This window comes from Phnomibacter sp. (assembly GCF_036803085.1).
Taxonomy (GTDB): domain Bacteria; phylum Bacteroidota; class Bacteroidia; order Chitinophagales; family Chitinophagaceae; genus Phnomibacter.
In genome coordinates, this window is record NZ_DAIRUZ010000005.1 from 105321 (window position 1) to 125054 (window position 19734).

General features: G+C 46.5%; 17 protein-coding genes. 11 read left to right on the forward strand and 6 right to left on the reverse strand.

Annotation, left to right across the window (positions count from 1 at the left end):
• Positions 1-3 precede the first annotated feature (3 nt).
• Entirely contained in the window at positions 4-675 is a 672-nt protein-coding gene (locus tag V7Q13_RS11465) for a DUF6498-containing protein (RefSeq protein ID WP_333800822.1), read from the reverse strand.
• A 122-nt stretch (positions 676-797) separates the two neighbouring features.
• On the opposite strand from V7Q13_RS11465, the gene V7Q13_RS11470 reads away from it, so the two are divergent.
• Positions 798-1160: a hypothetical protein gene (locus V7Q13_RS11470; protein WP_333800823.1), complete on the forward strand. Its 363-nt coding sequence runs from the start codon at positions 798-800 to the stop codon at positions 1158-1160.
• A gap of 48 nt (positions 1161-1208) precedes the next feature.
• On the opposite strand, the gene mtaB is transcribed toward V7Q13_RS11470, so the two are convergent.
• Positions 1209-2492 (reverse strand): tRNA (N(6)-L-threonylcarbamoyladenosine(37)-C(2))-methylthiotransferase MtaB, encoded by a 1284-nt coding sequence (gene mtaB / locus V7Q13_RS11475; protein WP_333800824.1) that lies wholly within the window; start codon positions 2490-2492, stop codon positions 1209-1211.
• 169 nt (positions 2493-2661) lie between these two features.
• On the opposite strand from mtaB, the gene V7Q13_RS11480 reads away from it, so the two are divergent.
• The 5 genes from V7Q13_RS11480 (at position 2662) to V7Q13_RS11500 (ending at position 7913) form a co-directional block, all read left to right on the forward strand.
• Positions 2662-3111 (forward strand): DUF4258 domain-containing protein, encoded by a 450-nt coding sequence (locus V7Q13_RS11480; RefSeq protein WP_333800825.1) that lies wholly within the window; start codon positions 2662-2664, stop codon positions 3109-3111.
• 24 nt (positions 3112-3135) lie between these two features.
• Positions 3136-3804, forward strand: a complete 669-nt coding sequence (locus V7Q13_RS11485) for a YggS family pyridoxal phosphate-dependent enzyme (protein ID WP_333800826.1) — start codon at positions 3136-3138, stop codon at positions 3802-3804.
• Between the two features lie 132 nt (positions 3805-3936).
• The gene (locus V7Q13_RS11490) at positions 3937-5481 is read left to right on the forward strand and encodes a hypothetical protein (protein ID WP_333800827.1); all 1545 of its coding nucleotides are present in this window, start codon (positions 3937-3939) and stop codon (positions 5479-5481) included.
• Positions 5482-5530: 49 nt separating this feature from the next.
• Entirely contained in the window at positions 5531-6781 is a 1251-nt protein-coding gene (locus V7Q13_RS11495) for a porin (protein WP_333800828.1), read from the forward strand.
• A gap of 67 nt (positions 6782-6848) precedes the next feature.
• Positions 6849-7913 (forward strand): Fic family protein, encoded by a 1065-nt coding sequence (locus V7Q13_RS11500; protein WP_333800829.1) that lies wholly within the window; start codon positions 6849-6851, stop codon positions 7911-7913.
• A gap of 46 nt (positions 7914-7959) precedes the next feature.
• On the opposite strand, the gene V7Q13_RS11505 is transcribed toward V7Q13_RS11500, so the two are convergent.
• The gene (locus V7Q13_RS11505) at positions 7960-8175 is read right to left on the reverse strand and encodes a hypothetical protein (RefSeq protein ID WP_333800830.1); all 216 of its coding nucleotides are present in this window, start codon (positions 8173-8175) and stop codon (positions 7960-7962) included.
• A 68-nt stretch (positions 8176-8243) separates the two neighbouring features.
• On the opposite strand from V7Q13_RS11505, the gene V7Q13_RS11510 reads away from it, so the two are divergent.
• Both V7Q13_RS11510 and V7Q13_RS11515 read left to right on the forward strand, forming a co-directional pair.
• Positions 8244-9869 carry an ABC-F family ATP-binding cassette domain-containing protein gene (locus V7Q13_RS11510; RefSeq protein ID WP_333800831.1) on the forward strand — a complete coding sequence of 542 codons (1626 nt, stop codon included), beginning with the start codon at positions 8244-8246 and terminating at the stop codon, positions 9867-9869.
• A 138-nt stretch (positions 9870-10007) separates the two neighbouring features.
• Positions 10008-13445 carry a hypothetical protein gene (locus V7Q13_RS11515; RefSeq protein ID WP_333800832.1) on the forward strand — a complete coding sequence of 1146 codons (3438 nt, stop codon included), beginning with the start codon at positions 10008-10010 and terminating at the stop codon, positions 13443-13445.
• A 64-nt stretch (positions 13446-13509) separates the two neighbouring features.
• On the opposite strand, the gene V7Q13_RS11520 is transcribed toward V7Q13_RS11515, so the two are convergent.
• A complete protein-coding gene (locus V7Q13_RS11520; RefSeq protein WP_333800833.1) occupies positions 13510-14484 on the reverse strand; it encodes a hypothetical protein in 975 nt (324 codons plus the stop codon).
• A 115-nt stretch (positions 14485-14599) separates the two neighbouring features.
• On the opposite strand from V7Q13_RS11520, the gene holA reads away from it, so the two are divergent.
• The gene (holA, locus tag V7Q13_RS11525) at positions 14600-15616 is read left to right on the forward strand and encodes a DNA polymerase III subunit delta (RefSeq protein WP_333800834.1); all 1017 of its coding nucleotides are present in this window, start codon (positions 14600-14602) and stop codon (positions 15614-15616) included.
• On the opposite strand, the gene V7Q13_RS11530 is transcribed toward holA, so the two are convergent.
• Complete coding sequence (locus V7Q13_RS11530) at positions 15613-16560, reverse strand: bifunctional riboflavin kinase/FAD synthetase (protein ID WP_333800835.1); 948 nt, start codon at positions 16558-16560, stop codon at positions 15613-15615. The genes holA and V7Q13_RS11530 overlap by 4 nt on opposite strands.
• A 68-nt stretch (positions 16561-16628) precedes the next feature.
• Here V7Q13_RS11530 and V7Q13_RS11535 point away from each other — a divergent pair, with 68 nt between their 5' ends.
• Both V7Q13_RS11535 and V7Q13_RS11540 read left to right on the forward strand, forming a co-directional pair.
• The gene (locus V7Q13_RS11535; protein ID WP_333800836.1) at positions 16629-17795 is read left to right on the forward strand and encodes an AIR synthase-related protein; all 1167 of its coding nucleotides are present in this window, start codon (positions 16629-16631) and stop codon (positions 17793-17795) included.
• A 61-nt stretch (positions 17796-17856) separates the two neighbouring features.
• On the forward strand, positions 17857-18552 hold the full coding sequence (locus tag V7Q13_RS11540) for a cell division ATP-binding protein FtsE (protein WP_157478122.1): 696 nt from the start codon (positions 17857-17859) through the stop codon (positions 18550-18552).
• Between the two features lie 2 nt (positions 18553-18554).
• Here V7Q13_RS11540 and V7Q13_RS11545 read toward each other — a convergent pair whose 3' ends face one another.
• Positions 18555-19733, reverse strand: coding sequence for a glycosyltransferase (locus V7Q13_RS11545; RefSeq protein WP_333800837.1), 1179 nt, complete (start codon positions 19731-19733; stop codon positions 18555-18557).
• Position 19734: the final 1 nt, after the last annotated feature.

The following is a 19734-nucleotide window of genomic DNA, read 5'->3' on the forward strand; positions in this document are numbered from 1 at the left end:
GCATCACATCGTGATGTTGCCGGAAGGTAGTTGCTGAAAATCGTTGTCGCTTACAAAGAACAATTCATACACGCATTTTGCTACACACAAAATGCTCATCATAAAAATGGCACCGTAATTATGAGGCGAACTGTGGTCGAATAGAAACGCCGAACCAACCGCCCCAATAACAACTGCAATATGAATAACTATTTGTCTTGCATCGAAAATGGCTGCATAGCTATCAGGGCTGGCATAATAATAGGCTTTGCTCATTAAGAAATTTTTGATGAGATAAATGGACTGAACTACTACAGCCAATATCAACGCCAGATTGAATAGGGGATTGGCAAATGCCAGTGTTTGTAAAAATCCGGTATCTGTTTTGTTTGGATTAGCGAGCAAACCAATAAATACGATGATGAATAGGGCATAAAACAAAAAAATGAATGCCCTTGTCATCAGGTATTTAAACGCTTTTTTTACGTTCCAAAGTTTCAGTCCTTGTGTAAAAGGTATTGCCTTGTCGTTGCCCTGGCTCAGTAGAATCCGCAAGGCGTTAAACAATCCAATGATTAAAGTCTCTACCCAAAACAGCCAAAAAATATCAAATGGAATCCAGCGGTAAAAGGCTGCTCCAATGATAGGGATGGCGTTGAAACCAATAATAAATACTCTCGAAATATTTCCATTCATCTTAAAGCAATGTAAGTATCAAATCAATAAAAAATGCTGCTGTTGATGGTGGATATTTACTAGTCAATGCAAAACCTGTTATTTCTCATGCCTGCTCCTGCCAAACCGCAGTAGCTTGCTGTATGCCAGTGAAAGTATTACGGGTAGGTTTGTTGCTTGCTTTTTTATGCCTTTACCTCGAGTGGGGTAAAGGGCAGCATGCTTTTGTAGCACAGTTAGAATGGCAAACCATTACCCTGCAAAAAGATACCGTAAATACATTGATGCATCCTTTGGTGTTGCTGCCATTTTTAGGACAGCTGCTGATGCTGTACGCAGTGTTTGCCTCAAAGCCCCGCCGCTGGCAAACCCGCACCAGCATTGTACTGATGGGTACGCTGGCGTTTATGATACTTTTGGTTGGCGGGCTCAGCCTCCATTGGAAAGTCATCCTCAGTGCGTTGCCTTTTTGGATCATCGCGGTTTGGCTTTGGCAAAAAGAATGAATGCTGCTTTCTAAGCAAGCAAGATGATTGGATAAGAAAAATGGTTTCCTAAATCGTCCAGTCTACCAACTGGTTGGCCCACTCGGCACGGTAGGGCGTTTGTATGCGAATGTAGTTGTCGGTATAGCCTTCCATCATGCCGCCTTTTTCATGGCCTTCAAACAGCACGGTGCGTGTTTGGCCCTTGTGTTGTTCGGTAAAATATTGCTGCTTCATGTAGCTGAGGTTGCGCAATGTTTTGTTGCGGTCGTTGCGTACTGATACAGGCACCACATCAGCAATTTCCAATGCCTTGGTATTGTCTCTTTCGCTGTACGTAAATACGTGCAGGTAACTCACATCGAGGCTGTGCAAAAAGTCGAAGGTCTCTTTAAAATGTGCATCGGTTTCTCCGGGAAAGCCCACAATCACATCTACTCCAATGGCGCAGTGGGACATTAGTTGTTTGATGCGGGCCACACGGTCGGCATACAGCTGGCGTTTGTAGCGGCGGCGCATCATACCCAAAATGGTATCACTGCCGCTTTGCAGTGGTATATGAAAATGCGGCATGAAAGCACGGCTTTGCGCTACATAATCAATTATCTCGTCGGTAAGCAGGTTGGGCTCAATGCTGCTGATGCGGTAGCGGCTGATGCCTTCCACTTTATCCAGCGCTTTTACCAGATCGAAGAAGTTTTCTTCGTATTTCAATTCTCCATCGGGGCCCTTGCCAAAGTCGCCGAGGTTTACGCCGGTGAGTACAATTTCCTTTACGCCTTCAGCGGCCAGCTTTTCGGCATTGGCTACCACGTTGGCCACATTGTCGCTGCGGCTTTTGCCACGTGCCATGGGGATGGTGCAAAAGCTACAGCTGTAATCGCAGCCGTCCTGCACTTTTAAAAAAGTACGGGTACGGTCGCCCTGGCTCCAGCTGCTGTTGAAGCCGCTCACGGCCTCAATATCGCAACTACTGATGCGGGTGCTGTCGCCCTTGCTGAGCTCGGCAATGTGTTTGGTAATGTTGAATTTTTCGGCTGCGCCGAGCACCAGATCTACGCCGGGTATGTCGGCTATTTCTTTGGGCTTCAGCTGGGCATAGCAGCCGGTAATCACCACTAGGCTTTCGGGAGCCTTGCGCTGAATGCGCCGCACCAGCTGTCGGCATTCTTTATCGGCATTGTCGGTTACGCTGCAGGTGTTGATCACATACACGTCGGCCACATCGGTAAACTCCCGCTTCTCAAAACCGTCGGCTTCCAGTTGACGGCTGAGGGTGGAGGTTTCCGAAAAGTTGAGCTTACACCCGAGGGTGTGAAAAGCAACGGTCTTCTTTTTGGTAGCTGCCAGCATAAGGGCGGCAAAGGTAAGCGGATGAAAGCAAAAGGCTTAAAGCTGAAAGTAAATGGCTTAGGGCAAAAGGCAAAAAGGTCAAAGCTTAACGAAGCCTGCAACAATCCTCTGCGCTTCTCTGTGGTAAAAATCAGACATCTGACATCAGAAAACAGCCATATTTTGCAGCATGTCTGTTTCCCGAAAGAAAGCCAATCGTTTTGCCCCGGTGCTGGCACTGGTATTGTTGGGCATTGCCTGGCTGGTGGTGCGTCAGTGCAACCCCGGCGGCACCAATCCACGCCCAACCACCCGCAAAGAAGCTACCCGCAATAATAGCAATGACAACCGCGGCCTCAACCGTACGCCATCACAAATCAACTACAGCAAGCATGCCCGCTGCCGTATGGAGTGCCGGCACATTACGCAGGCAGAGGTAAAAGACATTTTGCGCAATGGTGACATCAATTACAAGAAAAGCGACATTGGCAACCGAAGCGATTGCAACCGCAAGTATGCCGTGGAAGGCCGTACCAACGATGGCCAACGGGTTCGCATTATTTTTGCTCCATGTGCCGATGAAGTAACTGTAGTAACAGTGATAGACCTTGGCAAAGAATGGGATTGTGATTGCGATTGATACACCTAAAATGAACCAAACGAAATGAGTGTAAATACTGCTGCTTATCAAGCGTTGATGAAGGAGTTACAGCCTAAAGGAGTGCAATTGGTAGCCGTAAGTAAAACCAAACCAGTAGAAGATATCAGGGCTTTGTATGCATTGGGCCAACGTGATTTTGGTGAAAATTACGTGCAGGAGTTGGTAGATAAGCAGCCACAACTACCGTCAGATATTCGTTGGCATTTTATTGGTCATTTGCAAAGCAATAAGGTAAAATACATAGCGCCTTTTGTGCACCTCATTCATGGGGTAGATAGTTTTAAACTGCTGAAAGAAATAGATAAGCAAGCCGTCAAAAACAACCGGATTATCGAAGTGCTCTTGCAAATGCACATAGCACAGGAGGAAACAAAGTTTGGTTTGGATGACCGGGAGGTTGATGAAATCTTAAATGGGGAAGAATTATCGGCATTGAAAAATGTACGGATTGTTGGCATCATGAGTATGGCATCTTTTGTGGATGATGAGCAACAAGTCCGAAAGGAATTTTTGGTGGCGAAGAAAACTTTTGATCATTATGCCCATCATCAGGTAGCCAATGTTTTTATGCAATACCTATCTCTAGGTATGAGTGCAGATTATACCATTGCTGTGGAGTGTGGTAGTAATATGATAAGGGTCGGGAGCAAACTTTTTGGTGCAAGAAGTTAGTCAGGTTTCATCCACATTGCTGTATATCTAATTGGGCTGAAATGCTTGTTGTGATTGGGTTTGCCGTATTATTGGCTTTCCAAAAAAAAACTCCTTATGATCCTAAGAAGCACCATGGCTTCACTCTGTATAATGAGTGTAGCAAGTTTGTTTGCACAAGACAATGTGGGCATTGGAACTGCCACTCCCAACAGTAATTATAAGCTGCACATCATAGCTGCCGCAAATACAGGAGCGTTACTTGCTGAGGCGTCTGGAACAACAGAAGCTTTAAGGATAACAGCCATGGGTACGGGCAATGGTGTCAATGTGTATAAAACCGAAACTTCTACGGGGCTTGGGTTGTATGTAGAACATGCGGGTACAGCCGGAGGTGCCGCTCAGTTTAGAAAAACAAATGCTGCTGCAACCGGCCCGGCAATGTATGCTTACACCAACAGCAATCAGGCACTGTCGCCGGCCATGCTGGCCGATGTGGCTGGTGTGGGCGATGCTGGTTTGGTGGTGAGAATGCAAAATGCTGCCAATCCTAACTCCGCACTATACCTCAATCATGCTGGTTCTGGGTATGCCCTGGTTGCTGATGTGATGAACAGCGGCCGTGGTGTATACCTCAATCTCAGCAATACGGCTGTAAATGGTATTGGCTTGCGCATTTACAATGCCGGTACAGGAAAAGCTGCCCGTTTTTCCAATATCAACTCTGCCAACGGCGATACCACCTTGCTCACAGAATCTGCAGGTAACGGAATGGCATTTGCAGCAGTACAAACCGGTACAGGCACAACTGCGTATTTCGGCAACCGCAATGCTGCCAATAGCTCCGCGGTGTTACAAATTGAAAACACAGGTGCCGGCAGTGATTTGTACCTGAACAGTAAAGGAACCGCTGCGGCTATTAATGTTTTGAAAGCTGCAGGAAGTAGTGGTCAGGGTATTTATATAGATCATCAGGGAGGCATTGGGCCTGTGGCTCAGTTTAGAAGAACCAACGCGACGGGGCAGGGTGCAGCTGTTATTGGTTACAATAACAGTAACAATACACAAAGCCCGGCTATTTATGCCAACCATGAAGGAACAGGTGATGCTGCGATGGTGGCCCGAATTGCGAACCCAGGTAATCCTTGGGCTGCCGTGTATGGAGAAACTAACGGAAGCGGCTCAGCAGTGTACGGTAATACTTCGGGTAGTGGAAGTGCTGTTTTTGCGGTGCAGTCTGGTACTGGCCGTGCCGGGCAGTTTCAAATTGGCAATGCTATAAATACAGAGGCCGCATTACGGGGATTTACGAATGGGCTGGGCCGGGCAGGTTTTTTTACGATTAACAATCCGGCCAGCAATGCTACGGGTGTGTATGCTGAGTCAAATGCTGGCGGGCCAGTGATTGAGGCTCGTTCAGCTGGCGGTGTTAATGGCTTGGCTTTGAAACTCACCGAAGGCGGTTTGCAGGTGAGTATCGAAACGATTGCGGCGGCAGGAAACATTGCTAAAAAAGCGGTGGCTTACCATTTACAGGCATCAGGCGCTTATACCACCACGTTTACGTTGAATGATGGTGATCTGTATTTTTTTTACAATAGTAGTGCTTCTGCAGCCACAGTTAATGGTTTGTCGGTTGCGGCTGGTGCGGGTATCAATTGTATTGTTATTGGCGGTATGTTGAGGCAGATAATGTAGCATGCTATATTCTTGAAAAGCATCACTTTTGCAGCCTTAACCGGCAAATATGTTTTCGAGAAAATTTGTAGCCGGTCTTTTCCAACAGCAGGAAAAGGCCGGTTTTCGTTTGGCAATGTTTTGTTTCGTATTTGTATTCATTCCATCAACCTTGTTGGCTCAGGTGGAGTCAGACGAAAAACCCTTGTTGGTAAGCCCGAACGGATTGATTTTTCACAAAGACTCGGTGTTTTTGCTCAACGTTCGCTTTCGGATGCAAAATCGGTTTGGCTACTTTTCAAAACTCGATCAATCTGATGAGCCCGGCTTTGAAACACTCATTCGGCGGGTGCGGTTGCGTTTCGACGGTTTTGTTATTTCGCCCAAGGTGAGCTACTACCTTCAACTGTCTTTTTCCAGAAGCGATCAGGATTTGGTGTCTGGCACTATTGCGCAAACCGTTCGTGATGCCATGGTGTATTACAACGTTAGTAAGAATTTCTACTTTGGTTTGGGGCAAAGCAAACTGCCCGGAAACCGTGAAAGGGTAATCTCATCGGGCAACCTGCAAATGCCTGACCGTTCTATTGCCAACTCGGTTTATACCCTCGACCGCGACGCCGGTTTGTTTGCCTACGGACAAATACCTGTGGGTAAGCAAATGATTATGTATAAGGCGGCCATTACCGGCGGTGAAGGCCGTGGTCAGAATTACAGCAACGATGGACTTTCTTATACCGGCCGCATTGAGTACCTGCCTTTTGGTACCTTCAAAAATTTGGGCGATTATTCAGAAGGTGACCTTGAGGTAGAAAAGACGCCTAAACTGTCGGTAGGTTTTAGCTATAACGTAAATGATAAAACAACCCGTGCTGGCGGCCAGTTGGGGGCTGCCTTGCCAAATCCCGTAAACATGCGTACGGCGATTGCCGACATGATGTTCAAATACCAAGGCTGGGGCATTTTGGGTGAATATTTTAATCGAAAAGTAGACGGCTATACCTTAAATGGTTCAAACAACACTGCCATGTTACGCATTCCGCAAGGGCAGGGCTTTAATATTCATGTAAGCAAAATGCTGAGCCGCCGTTCAGAAATGGTCGTTCGGTTTGCAGGCACCGAACCGAAAAAGGGGTTTGAAGAACACATTTATCAATACCGGACAAAAGCCTTGGGATATACCTACTACCTCAATAAACATAGGGTAAAGTTTCAAGGCTATTTTGGACTGGATAGCCGCTACCACCCACAAAAGCAAAGTCTGTTGTACCCCTACAAAAACCGGGTGAATACCATGGTTCAGGTAGAATTGGGGATTTAAAAATTAGAAAAGTCTAAGAAGACTTTTCTTTTTCAATAAAAAATGACTAAATTTGTCATGAATAAAAATGACAAACAAGTTTGCACATATCATCAAAGAGGCGAGGGTAGCGCAGAAAATGCTGGTAAGAGAGCTGGCGCAAGCCCTTGAAATGGATGCTTCTCTGCTGAGCCGCATAGAAAGCGGAGAACGGCTGGCAACAGAAGAACTTTTGCCCAAACTGGCAGAAGTGCTGCGGATGGATATGAACCTGTTGCAGAAAGAATGGCTGACTGCCAAAGTGCTGCGCCAGTTGGAGGGCTATCCTCAATATGCCGAGGAAGTACTGAGTATGGTGATGGAGCGGGTAGAAGTGTATGCCGCCAATGGCGAAACAGTACCTGCAGAATTGGAAACCTCGCTGCATGCTTTGGATGAACTGAAAGCCGCGGTGAAAGCCAAACAGCCTTTGGATGAAACGCAGCTGACACGGCTTCGGGATTTTTTTCATACGAGGTATACTTACCACAGCAATAAAATTGAAGGTAACACCCTCACCCTTCAAGAAACTTCATTGGTGGTGTCGAAGGGAATAACCATTGCGGGTAAAAGTGTAAGGGAGCATCTGGAAGCGGTAAACCACCACGAAGCGGTGGAGTACATTGAAAGTATGGTGCAAAGCGGTGGCCGCATTACAGAACGCCTGATCAAAGAGTTGCATTATCTCATTTTGAAAGGTATCGACAAGCATTGGGCGGGTACTTATAGAAATGTAGAAGTTCGCATAAGTGGAAGTGAACATGTACCTCCGCAGCACTTTGATGTACCCATGGAAATGGAGAAAATGCTGGCTTACTATCAGGAAAACCGGGTACGCATGCACCCCGTGCTACTGGCTGCCGATATGCACCTGATGCTGGTGGGTATTCACCCTTTTATGGATGGCAATGGCCGCACCAGCCGCCTGTTGATGAACCTGATATTGATGCAAGGAGGCTACTACATTGCCAACATCAAGGGTGATTTGACGGACAGGTTGGAGTATTACCAAGCGCTGGAAGAAGCCCATGTGCGGGGTAATACAACGCCATTCAGAAAGCTGGTGGCCAGCACTGTGATGCAAAACATGGAAGAGTACCTGTCGCTGATTTAATGCCAGATACGGCACTATGCCAAAGCGGTAAATACAAGCCCGCTGGTCAAAAGCTGCCGGGCTTTTTTTGCTGAGTGCTGTACGGCTGCTGATGGGCTGCCGGATGGAAGCGGTAGCTGCCCCGTAGCTGTAGGCTGCATTGGTATTGACCAAGGCGGGGCACTACAAGCGTACAGCCGGAACTGCTGTTGATAGCTGTGCTATGGCTGACAGCCCCCAATTGCTTTTTCTGAATGGATACAACAGCACCTACAACTGCCAAGATTTAATGCCTGTTCCTTTGGGTTGCTTTGGCTACCTTTGCGCCTCAATTTTCGTTTCCAGGCAATTATGATTAGTGTAAAAAATGTAACGCTGGCCTATGGCAAGCGGGTTTTGTTTGATGAGGTAAACATCAACTTCGTAAAGGGTAACTGCTACGGCGTAATTGGTGCCAATGGTGCCGGTAAGTCTACTTTTTTGAAGATTTTGAGTGGAGAAATTGAGCCCAACAAGGGTTCGGTGGAAATAACCACCGGCGAACGCATGGCGGTGCTGAAGCAAAACCACTTTGAATTTGATGAGCAAACAGTACTAAACACCGTACTGATGGGCCACAAAGTGATGTGGGATGTGATGCACAAGAAAGATGCTATTTACGCCGACCCCGATGCTACCGAAGAAGACTACATGAAGGCGGGTGAACTCGAAGCTGAGTTTGGCGAAATGGGCGGCTACACCGCTGAAAGCGATGCCGCTACACTGCTTAGTAACTTGGGTGTGGTGGAAGCTTACCACCAAAGCCTGATGAAGGACATACCTGGCACCATGAAAGTGCGGGTGTTGTTGGCACAGGCATTGTTTGGCAACCCCGATATTCTGTTGCTTGATGAACCGACAAACGGCCTCGATATTGAAACCATCAGCTGGTTGGAAAACTTTTTGGCCGACTACCAAAACATTGTGTTGGTAGTGAGCCACGACCGTCACTTTTTGGATGCCGTGTGTACCCATGTGGCCGACGTGGATCGTGCTAAAATCAAGGTATTTACCGGCAACTACACCTTCTGGTACGAGAGTAGCCAATTGATGGCCCGCCAGTTGAGTGATAAGAATAAGAAAGTAGAAGAGAAGCGTCAGGCGTTGATTGATTTCATTGCCCGGTTTAGTGCCAATGCCAGTAAGAGCAAGCAGGCTACCAGCCGTAAAAAGGCATTGGAAAAACTCACCATTGAAGAAATTGAACCTTCAAACCGCCGGTATCCGGGCATCATTTTCCAGCCATTGCGGGAGGTGGGCAACCAGATTTTGAACGTGGAAGGTTTGTCGAAAACGGTGGACGGCCGTAAGCTGTTTGATAAAGTTACTTTTAGTGTGCAGAAGGGTGAGAAGATTGCCTTTTACAGCCGCGACCCATTGGCGGTGACACAGTTTTTTGAAATCATAAACGGCAATGCCACGGCTGATGCTGGTAAACTGGAGTGGGGTACCACTATTACCAAAGCTTACCTGCCATTAGAAAACGGAGAGTTCTTCAAAGAAGGCCTGCCCATGATGGACTGGCTGCGTCAGTTTGTGCCTGAGCATGTAACCGATGCTGATGAACCATTTCTGCGGGGCTTTTTGGGTAAAATGCTGTTTAGCGGCGACGACATTATGAAAAAAGTAAACGTGCTGAGTGGTGGCGAAAAAGTACGCTGCATGCTGAGCCGCATGATGTTGCAAAACCCCAACTGCGTGGTACTCGACCAGCCAACCAACCACCTCGATCTGGAAAGCATTCAGGCATTTAACGAACAGTGCGTAGAATTCAAAGGCATTGTGCTGCTCACCAGCCACGACCATACATTTATGGAAACCACGGCTAACCGGGTAATTGAGTTGACACCAAAAGGTATCATCGACAGACTGATGACTTTTGATGAATACCTGGAAGATGAGCGGGTGCATCAGCTTCGGGAAGAATTGTATGCGTAAGCAGCTACGAACAATTTGTGTAAAAGACGGTCAGCTACTGGCCGTCTTTTTTGTGCATACCAAATGCTGCGGATAGGCGTTCATTATATTGCAACCACTAACTGTGCTTCACTGTTGAAATTTTTTTGCTTCATAGCGATGTGTATTGTTTGCCTGCTGGCAAACAATACCGCATGGGCACAAGTGAGCTCCAACTTTCGGGTGAAAAAAATTGCTGTGCAAGCAGCGCCGGTACAGTTGGATAGCTTGAGTGTTGTGCCGGGCAGTTTTCGCATAACGGGTGCCGACAGCCTGCAATATGTGTGGGATGATGTGCGGGCCACATTGCAATGGTTGAAGTTGCCCAATATAGATAGTGTATGGGTGAGTTACCGGGTGTTTCCGTTTGGTTTTGCCAACAAAGTGTACCGCTACCAATATGATAGTGTGGCCAACTTTTTTAAAGCTATGCCCGTGCCGAAGCGAAAGAATACCAGCAACAATCAGCAGGGATTTGGCAAGCTCAATTACACTGGCAGTTTTGGCCGCAGCCTGAGTTTTGGTAATGCACAGGATGCTGTGGTCAATTCACTCTTTAACCTACAGGTAAATGGCATGCTGGGCGACAGTATTGAAATTGCTGCTGCCATTACCGACAACAACATACCAATACAACCTGATGGCAATACACAACAGCTCAATGAGTTTGACCGCATTTGGCTGCAGTTTAAAAAACGCAACTGGACGTTGAGTTTGGGCGATATTGATGTGCGGCAGCAGCCCACCTATTTTCTCAGCTATTTTAAACGGCAGCAAGGCATTGCTTTTGAAACTACACAAAGGCTTGGCAAGCAAACTAGCAACACGAGTTTTGTTAGTGCGGCCATTGCTAAAGGAAAATTTACCCGCAATGTGTTCAACGGGCAGGAGGGCAACCAAGGCCCATACCGGTTGCGGGGTGCCAATAACGAGCTCTTCTTTGTGATACTGGCCGGTACAGAAAGAGTGTTTATTGATGGAGTACAATTACAACGTGGCGAAGACCAGGATTATGTCATCAATTACAACACGGCAGAAATCAGTTTTACACCCAAACAACTCATTAGCAGAGACAAGAGGATACAGGTAGAATTTGAATATGCCGATCGCAATTACCTCAACTCATTGCTGTATGCTGGCAACGCATTGAAAGTGGGTGAAAAGCTGGAAGTGAACATTGGCATGTACTCCAATGCCGATGCCAAAAACTCACCCATCAATCAAACGCTGGACAATGTGCAGCGCCAGTTTTTAAGCAGTATTGGCGACAGCATCAATCAGGCATTTTATCCCGTAGCTGTGCGGGATAGTTTTGATGCGGCGAAAGTATTGTACATCAAAATAGACACGACGGTTGCCGGCCAACCCTATACTTTTTACCGCTACCAAAACATTTACGATACGGCCATGTATAGTCTGGCGTTTAGCGAAGTCGGTACCGGTAAAGGCAACTATACACTGCTGCTAAATGGCGCCAATGGAAAAGTGTTTCAATGGGTGGCACCGGTGAATGGCGTAGCACAAGGTAACTATGAGCCGGTGGCTTTGCTGGTGACGCCCAAAAAACAACAGCTGTTTACGGCAGGTATAAAATACAGTTTGGGTAAAAACACAAAGCTGTTGGCAGAAGCAGGTTATAGTGTGACAGACATCAACACATTTGCCAGCAAAGACAAAAGCAATGATGGCGGCTTAGGCATCAAGTTGCAGTTGAAAGATGAAAGGTCTGTACAGTTGGGAAAATCAAGCAAGCTGCTTTCAACAGAGGCCAGGTTTGAGCAAGTGGATGAAAACTTTCGACCGTTGGAACGTTTGCGAAGCATTGAATTTTTGCGGGATTGGGGCTTGCCTTTTGATGCAGGTTTTGCCAAAGAGCAATTGCCGGGCTTTACCATGACATTGAGTAACAACAAACAGCACAGCATACAATACGATTACAGTGGTTACAAAAGGGGCAATGCGTATAGCGGTAACCGCCACAGTATTGAGCATCGGTTACAACAGCAGGGCTGGGTGGTCAATGATGTGTTGCGATATACTTCGTTTGATGGCTTGGGCATCAATGGCTATTTTCTAAGGCCATCCATTGCTATCAATAAAACATTCAACAAGATTAACGCACTGGAGATAGGGGCACAATATCAGTTGGAACACAACCAGGTAAAATCATCAGTTACTGATACTTTACAAGCTAACAGTTTTTCTTTTACCGATTGGCGGGTGCATATACGCAGCAATCAGCAACAGCGCAATCGTTGGTCGCTGCAGTGGTTTAGAAGAAGCAACCAGTTTGCATCGGCTAATGGTTTTGTACCGCAGGATGTGAACGATAATTTTTCGATACAGGTAGAGCTCACCAAAAGCAAACAGCACCAGTTTCGGTTGAATACGGGCTACCGCATGTTGAAAGTAAAAACGGCCGGCATCAACAACCAGCAATCAGACAATACTTTGCTGGGCCGTGCTGAATATTTGACTCAACTAGCTAAGGGCGCCATCACTGGCAATGTGTTGTATGAAATAGGCGCCGGGCAAGAGCAGCAACGCGACTTCAGTTATATTGAAGTGCCCGCCGGTCGTGGTGAATATGCATGGATTGATTACAATGGTGATGCCGTACCACAACTCAACGAGTTTGAGTTGGCGCAGTTTCAGGATCAGGCAAAATACATCCGCATATTTACACCTACCAACCGGTTTGTAAAAGCTGCGTACAACACCCTTAATGCGAGTATTCAATTGAGTCCAGCCAATGTGTGGCGTAGAGATTCATCGCAGCTCAAGCGCTTTCTGGCCAAGTGGAATGCCCAAAGCAGTTTGCAAACCACCAGCAAGCGAAAAGATGATGGCGGTTTTCCATTCAATCCTTTTGCGGGTACCATCAGCGATACAGCCATCATCATGGCCAATACCAATATCGCCAACACGATTTCATTTAACCGATACAGCACTTCCTGGGGTGTAGACCTGACGCAGGTTCGCAACAGCAGCAAGGCTTTGCTGACGTATGGAGTAGAAATAAGAACGTTGAATGATGTGTCGCTCCGCTGGCGAAAAAATGCCGGAAGACAATGGACCTTTGCCATTCAGGGCAAGCGGGGCAGCAATGAATTGCAAACCCCCAATCCAAAATTTGATAACAGGAACTATGCAGTCACGTACTACGAATTGATGCCATCCATTACCTACACTTTGGGTGCCAAATTCAGGGCAACTACTTTGTATAAATGGAATGAGAAAAAAGGGAATGCCAACAGCATTCCGCAACTGAGTACCACCAATAGTTTGCAGGTAGAAAGTAAATACAATCTGGTGCAAAGCGGTGTGTTCACAGGTAAGCTTACCTATTCGTCTATCGATTTTACAGGTACATCCAATTCTACCGTTTCTTACTTCATGCTCGATGGTTTGCAACCGGGCAAAAACTTTTTGTGGAATGTAGATTTCACCAAGCGGCTGGCCAATGCGTTGGAAATAAGTTTTCAATACGAAGGCCGCAAAGCAGGAGAGAGCCGAACGGTGCATGTAGGCCGGGCTTCATTGAGAGCCGTGTTGTAACAAACGCAAAAGGTCAGCTCTTTTCAGAACTGACCTTTGCTCATTTATGGGTGGGATTTACATATTATCCAAACAAACCACCTTTCTTCAAGGTGCGAACGCCTTCGCCAATTTTGAATCCGTTGTGGTAGATTTCAATTTTGTAATTACCGGTTTGGAAGCCTTTATCGCTTTTCCAGTCAAAACTTACAGGTGTTTTCTTGCCGCTTTCGTACTGCACCTGCACCTTAGAAGTGTAGGGCTTGTCGCCTTCTTCACGGGTGGTGAATACGGTGTTGCTGGCAATCGGGCTGCCATCAGGAGCGGTTACGGTGATGTAAATTTCTTTTTCACCACTTTTTGCAAGGCGGTTTTCATCCAGCTGAAAAGCAATGCGCAATTTGTCGGCACGTTTGGCGGTAGCTGTTTCTTTTTCTTTGCCGGAGCCTTTTTCGTTTAGCGCTGCTATGCTGATGTTAGAAGCCTTTAGGGTGCTGGCAACGTCGGCTGTTTCATCCAGTGTTTTCTGAATGCTTTGCTTTTCATTACGTGTAGCTTCAAGGTCAGCTTCTACCTGTTGCTTTTCTGTAGTCAGTTGCTGATTGTTGGCTACAAGCGTTTGGTTTTCACCTTCCAGGCGGCGTACATCTGCAGCCAGTGTTTCAATCGTACCATTCAGTTGGTTAATCATCTGACGGGCACGGGCCAAATCGGCTGCAGTGGCATTTTTATTATTTACCACCTTGCGGATTTCATTGCGCAGCCGGGCTATTTCCTGATTCCGTGTATCCAAATTGTCTGCCATGGTTTGGTTTTCACCCATCAGGCTATCGAGGCGGCCCAGCGATTCAGTGTACAGGTTACGTACCTGGTCTCTTTCGCTGGTTACCAGTGTGTTCTGGCTGGTAAGTGTACCTACTTGCTCCTGGCTTTTGTTCTTTTCATAAATAATATAACCCCAGGAAAGCAACAAAGCAGCGGCAAGGCCACTATAGATCAACGTACGGTTGTCTTTTTTTGGAGTAGTGCTGTTGTACTCATTCAATTTCATGTCTTCCATATGCTTCGTGTTTTTAGTTCAATTACAAGGTATGCCAACACCGTGCCAGACCAACTTTTCAACGCTGTTAAAAACTTTCTAATACACCCTTTTTAAAGTTTCATTGCTTTGTTACGTGGCGGTGGATAAAATCATTCTTGATTGGAAAAAAGGTGCTTTCAAATCAGTGTACTGGTTGGAAGGTGAGGAACCTTTCTTTATAGATCAGGTATTGGGCTATGCAGAAAAAAACATTCTGACAGATGCCGAAGCAAGTTTCAATTTGTCGGTGTTTTACGGTCGTGATGCCGATTGGTCGGCCGTGGTGAATGCTTGCCGCCGCTACCCCATGCAATCGCAGCGCCAGGTGGTGTTGCTGAAAGAGGCACAATACATGAAGGATATCGAAAAGCTGGAAGGCTACATCGAAAATCCGCTCAGCAGTACAGTGTTGGTGGTGGGCTACAAACAAAAAAAAGTAGATGGCCGTAGCAAGCTGGCCAAACTGCTGAAGCAAAAGGGAGAGGTACTAACCACCAAAAAAATATACGATAGCGATTTGCCCAACTGGGTGGTGAATCATTTAAAAGCAGATGGCTTCACTATATCGCAAAAGGCGGTGTATTTACTGGTGGATCATATTGGTAATGATTTGTCGAGGCTGGCCAATGAGTTGGAAAAAGTGCAAATCAATCTGCACCAGCGCAAAGAGATTACCGAAGATGATATTGAAAACTATGTGGGCATCAGTAAGGAGTATAACGTGTTTGAATTGCAGCATGCACTCACCCAGCGCAACATGACCCGTTGTTTGCAAATCATTCAATATTTCGAAGCCAACCCAAAAGCATTGCCTATTATGCAATTGCTCCCCACGCTTTATTCCTTTTTCAGTAAGGCATACATGGTGTTTGGGGCCGGCACCAACGATGAATACCAGCTGATTCAATATCTCGGGTACAAAGGCCCGAGCCCATATGTAAAAGATATTATCAGCTGCGCCAAAAACTACCGGCAAAAAGGAGTAGAGCAAGCAATTTTATTGCTGCACGAATACAACCTCAAAAGCATTGGTATTCATGCATCTAATGTTTCAGACGCAAATCTGTTGAAAGAAATGGTGGTGAAAATGATTACGCCAACGGTCGATTAACTTTCATAGGCCTGCAGCAAGAGTTGCGATGCATCCTTGTCTTTTTGCAACTGCGCTTTCAAACTATCCAGTCCGCTGAATTTTTGCTCACCACGCAGGTGGCAAATCACTTCTATGCGAAGCGTTTCGCCATAAATGTCGGCATCAAAATCAAAGATGTTTACTTCCACCGTTTGGCGGGTACCATCCACGGTTGGGCGAACGCCAATGTTCATCATGCCTTTCATCCATGCACCGTTTTGCTGCATGCGTTTTACACGCACCGCATACACACCGTTGCCCGGCATCAGCTTTTCAGTATCATTCATGCGGATGTTGGCTGTAGGGTAGCCAATGGTGCGGCCAAGCTTATTGCCTTCTACCACGGTGCCTTCAAAAAAGTAGGCATAACCAAGGTAGCTATTGGCAGCAGCAATATGGCTATTGATAACAGAAGTACGGATGCGGGTACTGCTGATGGTATTGTCATTGAGTACTTCGGCAGGAATTTCCATCAACTCATAGCCATGTTTGCTTTTCAGCGCTTCCAGCAATTGATAGTTGCCTTCGCGGTTTTTACCAAAACGATGGTCGTAACCAATTACAATACAGCGGGGGTGAAAATGAGCTACCAGGAACTGCTCCACATATTCGAGTGCTGTTTGCTCGGCAAATTCGCTGGTAAAAGGAACAATTACCAAATGGTCGATGCCTTGTTTTTCGAGCAATTCTATTTTTTCAGCAATGGTATTGATAAGCCTAATTTCTGACTGTTGATTGCCTACAATGCGCCGTGGGTGCGGGTTGAAGGTGATGATGACACTTTCGCCATTGATGGCCGCAGCCTTTTCAGTCAACTGTTTGGTAATGATGCGGTGACCATTATGCACACCATCAAACGTGCCTATGGTAACCACGGCATTGCGGAATTTTGGAAGTCGGTCGATGTGCTTGTGTACCTGCATGGGCCGGCAAATTTGAATTAGTAATGGCCAATTTCCAAATCTCTGCCGCAGCCGCCTATTTTTGCAGCATGTCTTTATATGCAAAGCGAGGCGTTTCGGCGCAAAAAGAAGAGGTGCATGCAGCCACCCAACACTTAGATCAGGGGCTGTTTCCCAAAGCATTTTGTAAAGTATATCCCGATTTGCTCGGTGGCGATGCCGACTGGGTAAATGTGATGCATGCCGATGGTGCCGGTACCAAAAGTATTCTGGCCTATTTGTACTGGAAAGAAACCGGCGACATTAGTGTGTGGAAAGGCATTGCACAAGATGCCATTGTGATGAACCTTGATGACCTGCTTTGTGTGGGCATTCACGATAATATCGTTTTCAATTCTACCATCGACCGCAACAAGCTGCTCATACCGGGCGAAGTGTTGGAACAGGTCATCAGCGGCTCACAGGAGCTGTTTGATACACTGGCTGATTTTGGGGTAAACATTGCCTACCTCGGCGGCGAAACGGCCGACGTGGGCGATGTAGTGCGTACTGTGGCGGTGAATGGCACCATGAGTGTTCGTTGGCCAAAATCGAAGATTGTGACCAATGAAAATATTGCTGCAGGTGATGTGATTGTGGGCTTGGCTTCTTATGGCCAAAGCGTGTACGAATCAAGCTACAACAGCGGCATTGGTAGCAATGGTTTAACAAGTGCCCGCCACGATGTGCTGAGTAAATACTATGCGGAGCATTTCCCCATGACCTATGAACCTACGCTCAGCGATGATGTGGTGTACATCGGCAAGCACCGCATGACGGATATAGTGATGGACGAAGGACATAACGTGGGGCAATTGCTGCTGAGCCCCACCCGTACCTATGCACCGGTGTTGAAAAAACTGCTCACCGAAAACTTCGATCAGATTCATGGATTGGTGCACTGCAGTGGTGGTGGCCAAACCAAGTGCATGAAGTTTGTGCCAGAAGGCGTACGAGTGGTAAAAGACAACCTGTTTGCTACGCCGTATATTTTCGAACTGATACAACAATGTAGCGGTGCTGATATGCGGGAAATGATGCAGGTATTCAACATGGGTTGCCGCCTCGAAATTTATTGTAGTGAAGCCAATGCAGCAACCATGATTGATACGGCAAAAGCTTTTGGCATTGATGCACAAATCATTGGCCGTGTAGAAGCGTCAGATAAAAAAATGTTGACGATTGAGCATGCCGGCGAAACAATTATTTTTGAATAAATCAGTTATTGATTCATCACCCAAAGGATGAGCTTCGCTACTCCTTGCATATTCTTACTCCATGGCTGAAGAAATAGTAGTACAACTCAAACAGGTCAATATTTATCAGGGCGACGTACAAATTTTGAAAGGTGTAAACCTCGAAGTGCGTCGTGGCGAATTTGTATACCTCGTAGGTAAAACCGGCACCGGCAAATCTTCTTTGCTCAAAACCTTGTATGGCGAATTAGCACTGAAAGAAGGTGAGGGCAAAGTGGTAGGACACGACCTGCGCAATCAAACCTGGAAAACCATTCCGTTTTTGCGCCGCGACCTCGGTGTGGTATTTCAGGATTTTCAATTGCTCACCGACCGCAATGTGAAAGAGAACCTCAAGTTTGTATTGAAAGCCACCGGCTGGAAAGATGAAAACATGATCAATGCAAAAATTGATGATGTGCTGGAAAAAGTAGGCCTCAAAAGCAAGGGTTTTAAAATGCCTTTTGAAATGAGTGGTGGCGAACAACAACGCATTGATATTGCCCGTGCATTGCTCAACTCACCCCGCTTGCTGCTGGCCGATGAACCTACAGGCAACCTCGACCCCGAAACCAGCGACGAAATAATGGGCCTGCTGATGAACCTTAGCAAAGACTATGGCATGGCCGTCATTATGGCTACGCATGATTACATGGTTATCAATAAATTTCCTGCAAGAATTTTGCGTACCGAAAAAGGAAAAGTGTACGACAGCGCCAATCAGTACGCTGAAAATTAATATCAGGCAGAAAGCTTTAAGCGTTCTGCTACTTTGCCCGGCACGGTTGGTTCCTGTTCAAATATCCAGCGAATCATCTGCCGGGCATTTCTTTCGTTGTTGAATAAAGATTGCATCACCTGCATACGGTCTTCAAAGTTGTGCAAATGATAAGGCTGGTCAAAAGCCTTGGCTATGGCATATTTCATGCTGGCTGTACTGTTGGCAATTATGCAACAACCGTTGAGGCCACTACCTTCTACGCCAGCTTCATTCACCACGCAGTGTCTTCCAAAATAAAGGGCATTTATCAATTTCAGTTTGATGCCAGTGCTATTAAATGATGGCAAAATATTCACCTGCGCCTTCTTTATCAGCTCTTCCATTTCGGTCTGTTCGGGGTTGGCCACAATACAGGTATGCGGAAAACTGTGGGCCAGCTTTTCCAGTTTTGCAGAAGGATTTTTACCTGCCACTACGAAAGGTATTTCCAGCTTGCTGAAAATTTCTTCTAGCAGCCAGGTGGCGGCATATTCATTTTCGGGCACACTCAGGTTGCCATGATACAGGCAAAAACTACCGTGTGAGCCGTACCATTCGGGTGCAAACTCGGGCAGGTAAAGTGGTAAAAAGTCTACATTGTTGTAGCCCAATTCACGGTTAAAAACTTCCAGGTCTTTTTCAGTGACGGTCCAAAAAGTAGCTTTGCCTGCCATTGCCGCTTCGTACTTTTTCAGCAGGGCACTTTCTCTTTTGAAAAAGAGTTTTTTGAACATGCTGCCACTGGTTTCAGAAAGCTGGCGGTAATATTCATATTCCACATTGTGCAGCCGTACAAAACAGCGGTTGGCGGGCAAATCGCCGCTGTATGCAAAATAGGTACAGTGCATCCCTTCCATCAGCACAGGGTAATCGTCTTGTTTCAGGCGTTTGAGCAATGCATCATTGGCCCGGCTGGCTACAATGTAGGGCACACTGGTAGCCAGGCTTTTGAGCGGTGTCACCCGTTCGTAGTAGTGTACTTCTTCGCAATATTGGTTGAGCACGGGCTGCTGACCACGGCCGTATTCAAAACAGTGCAAATGAATTTTTACACCCGCTTCGCTCAGGGCTTTAATCTTGTAAAACAAATCAAAAACGCCACCATAATCCACCGGATAGGGTACGTCTAAACAAACGATATGTAAATGCTTTTCTGCCAAA

What these genes read in the sequence shown, in the direction of transcription:
- V7Q13_RS11465 (WP_333800822.1), bottom strand. Translation starts at nt 675, where the DNA reads ATGAATGGAAATATTTCGAGAGTATTTATTATTGGTTTCAACGCCATC.
- V7Q13_RS11470 (WP_333800823.1), top strand. Translation starts at nt 798, where the DNA reads ATGCCAGTGAAAGTATTACGGGTAGGTTTGTTGCTTGCTTTTTTATGC.
- mtaB (WP_333800824.1), bottom strand. Translation starts at nt 2,492, where the DNA reads ATGCTGGCAGCTACCAAAAAGAAGACCGTTGCTTTTCACACCCTCGGG.
- V7Q13_RS11480 (WP_333800825.1), top strand. Translation starts at nt 2,662, where the DNA reads ATGTCTGTTTCCCGAAAGAAAGCCAATCGTTTTGCCCCGGTGCTGGCA.
- V7Q13_RS11485 (WP_333800826.1), top strand. Translation starts at nt 3,136, where the DNA reads ATGAGTGTAAATACTGCTGCTTATCAAGCGTTGATGAAGGAGTTACAG.
- V7Q13_RS11490 (WP_333800827.1), top strand. Translation starts at nt 3,937, where the DNA reads ATGAGTGTAGCAAGTTTGTTTGCACAAGACAATGTGGGCATTGGAACT.
- V7Q13_RS11495 (WP_333800828.1), top strand. Translation starts at nt 5,531, where the DNA reads ATGTTTTCGAGAAAATTTGTAGCCGGTCTTTTCCAACAGCAGGAAAAG.
- V7Q13_RS11500 (WP_333800829.1), top strand. Translation starts at nt 6,849, where the DNA reads ATGACAAACAAGTTTGCACATATCATCAAAGAGGCGAGGGTAGCGCAG.
- V7Q13_RS11510 (WP_333800831.1), top strand. Translation starts at nt 8,244, where the DNA reads ATGATTAGTGTAAAAAATGTAACGCTGGCCTATGGCAAGCGGGTTTTG.
- V7Q13_RS11515 (WP_333800832.1), top strand. Translation starts at nt 10,008, where the DNA reads ATGTGTATTGTTTGCCTGCTGGCAAACAATACCGCATGGGCACAAGTG.
- V7Q13_RS11520 (WP_333800833.1), bottom strand. Translation starts at nt 14,484, where the DNA reads ATGGAAGACATGAAATTGAATGAGTACAACAGCACTACTCCAAAAAAA.
- V7Q13_RS11530 (WP_333800835.1), bottom strand. Translation starts at nt 16,560, where the DNA reads ATGCAGGTACACAAGCACATCGACCGACTTCCAAAATTCCGCAATGCC.
- V7Q13_RS11535 (WP_333800836.1), top strand. Translation starts at nt 16,629, where the DNA reads ATGTCTTTATATGCAAAGCGAGGCGTTTCGGCGCAAAAAGAAGAGGTG.
- V7Q13_RS11540 (WP_157478122.1), top strand. Translation starts at nt 17,857, where the DNA reads ATGGCTGAAGAAATAGTAGTACAACTCAAACAGGTCAATATTTATCAG.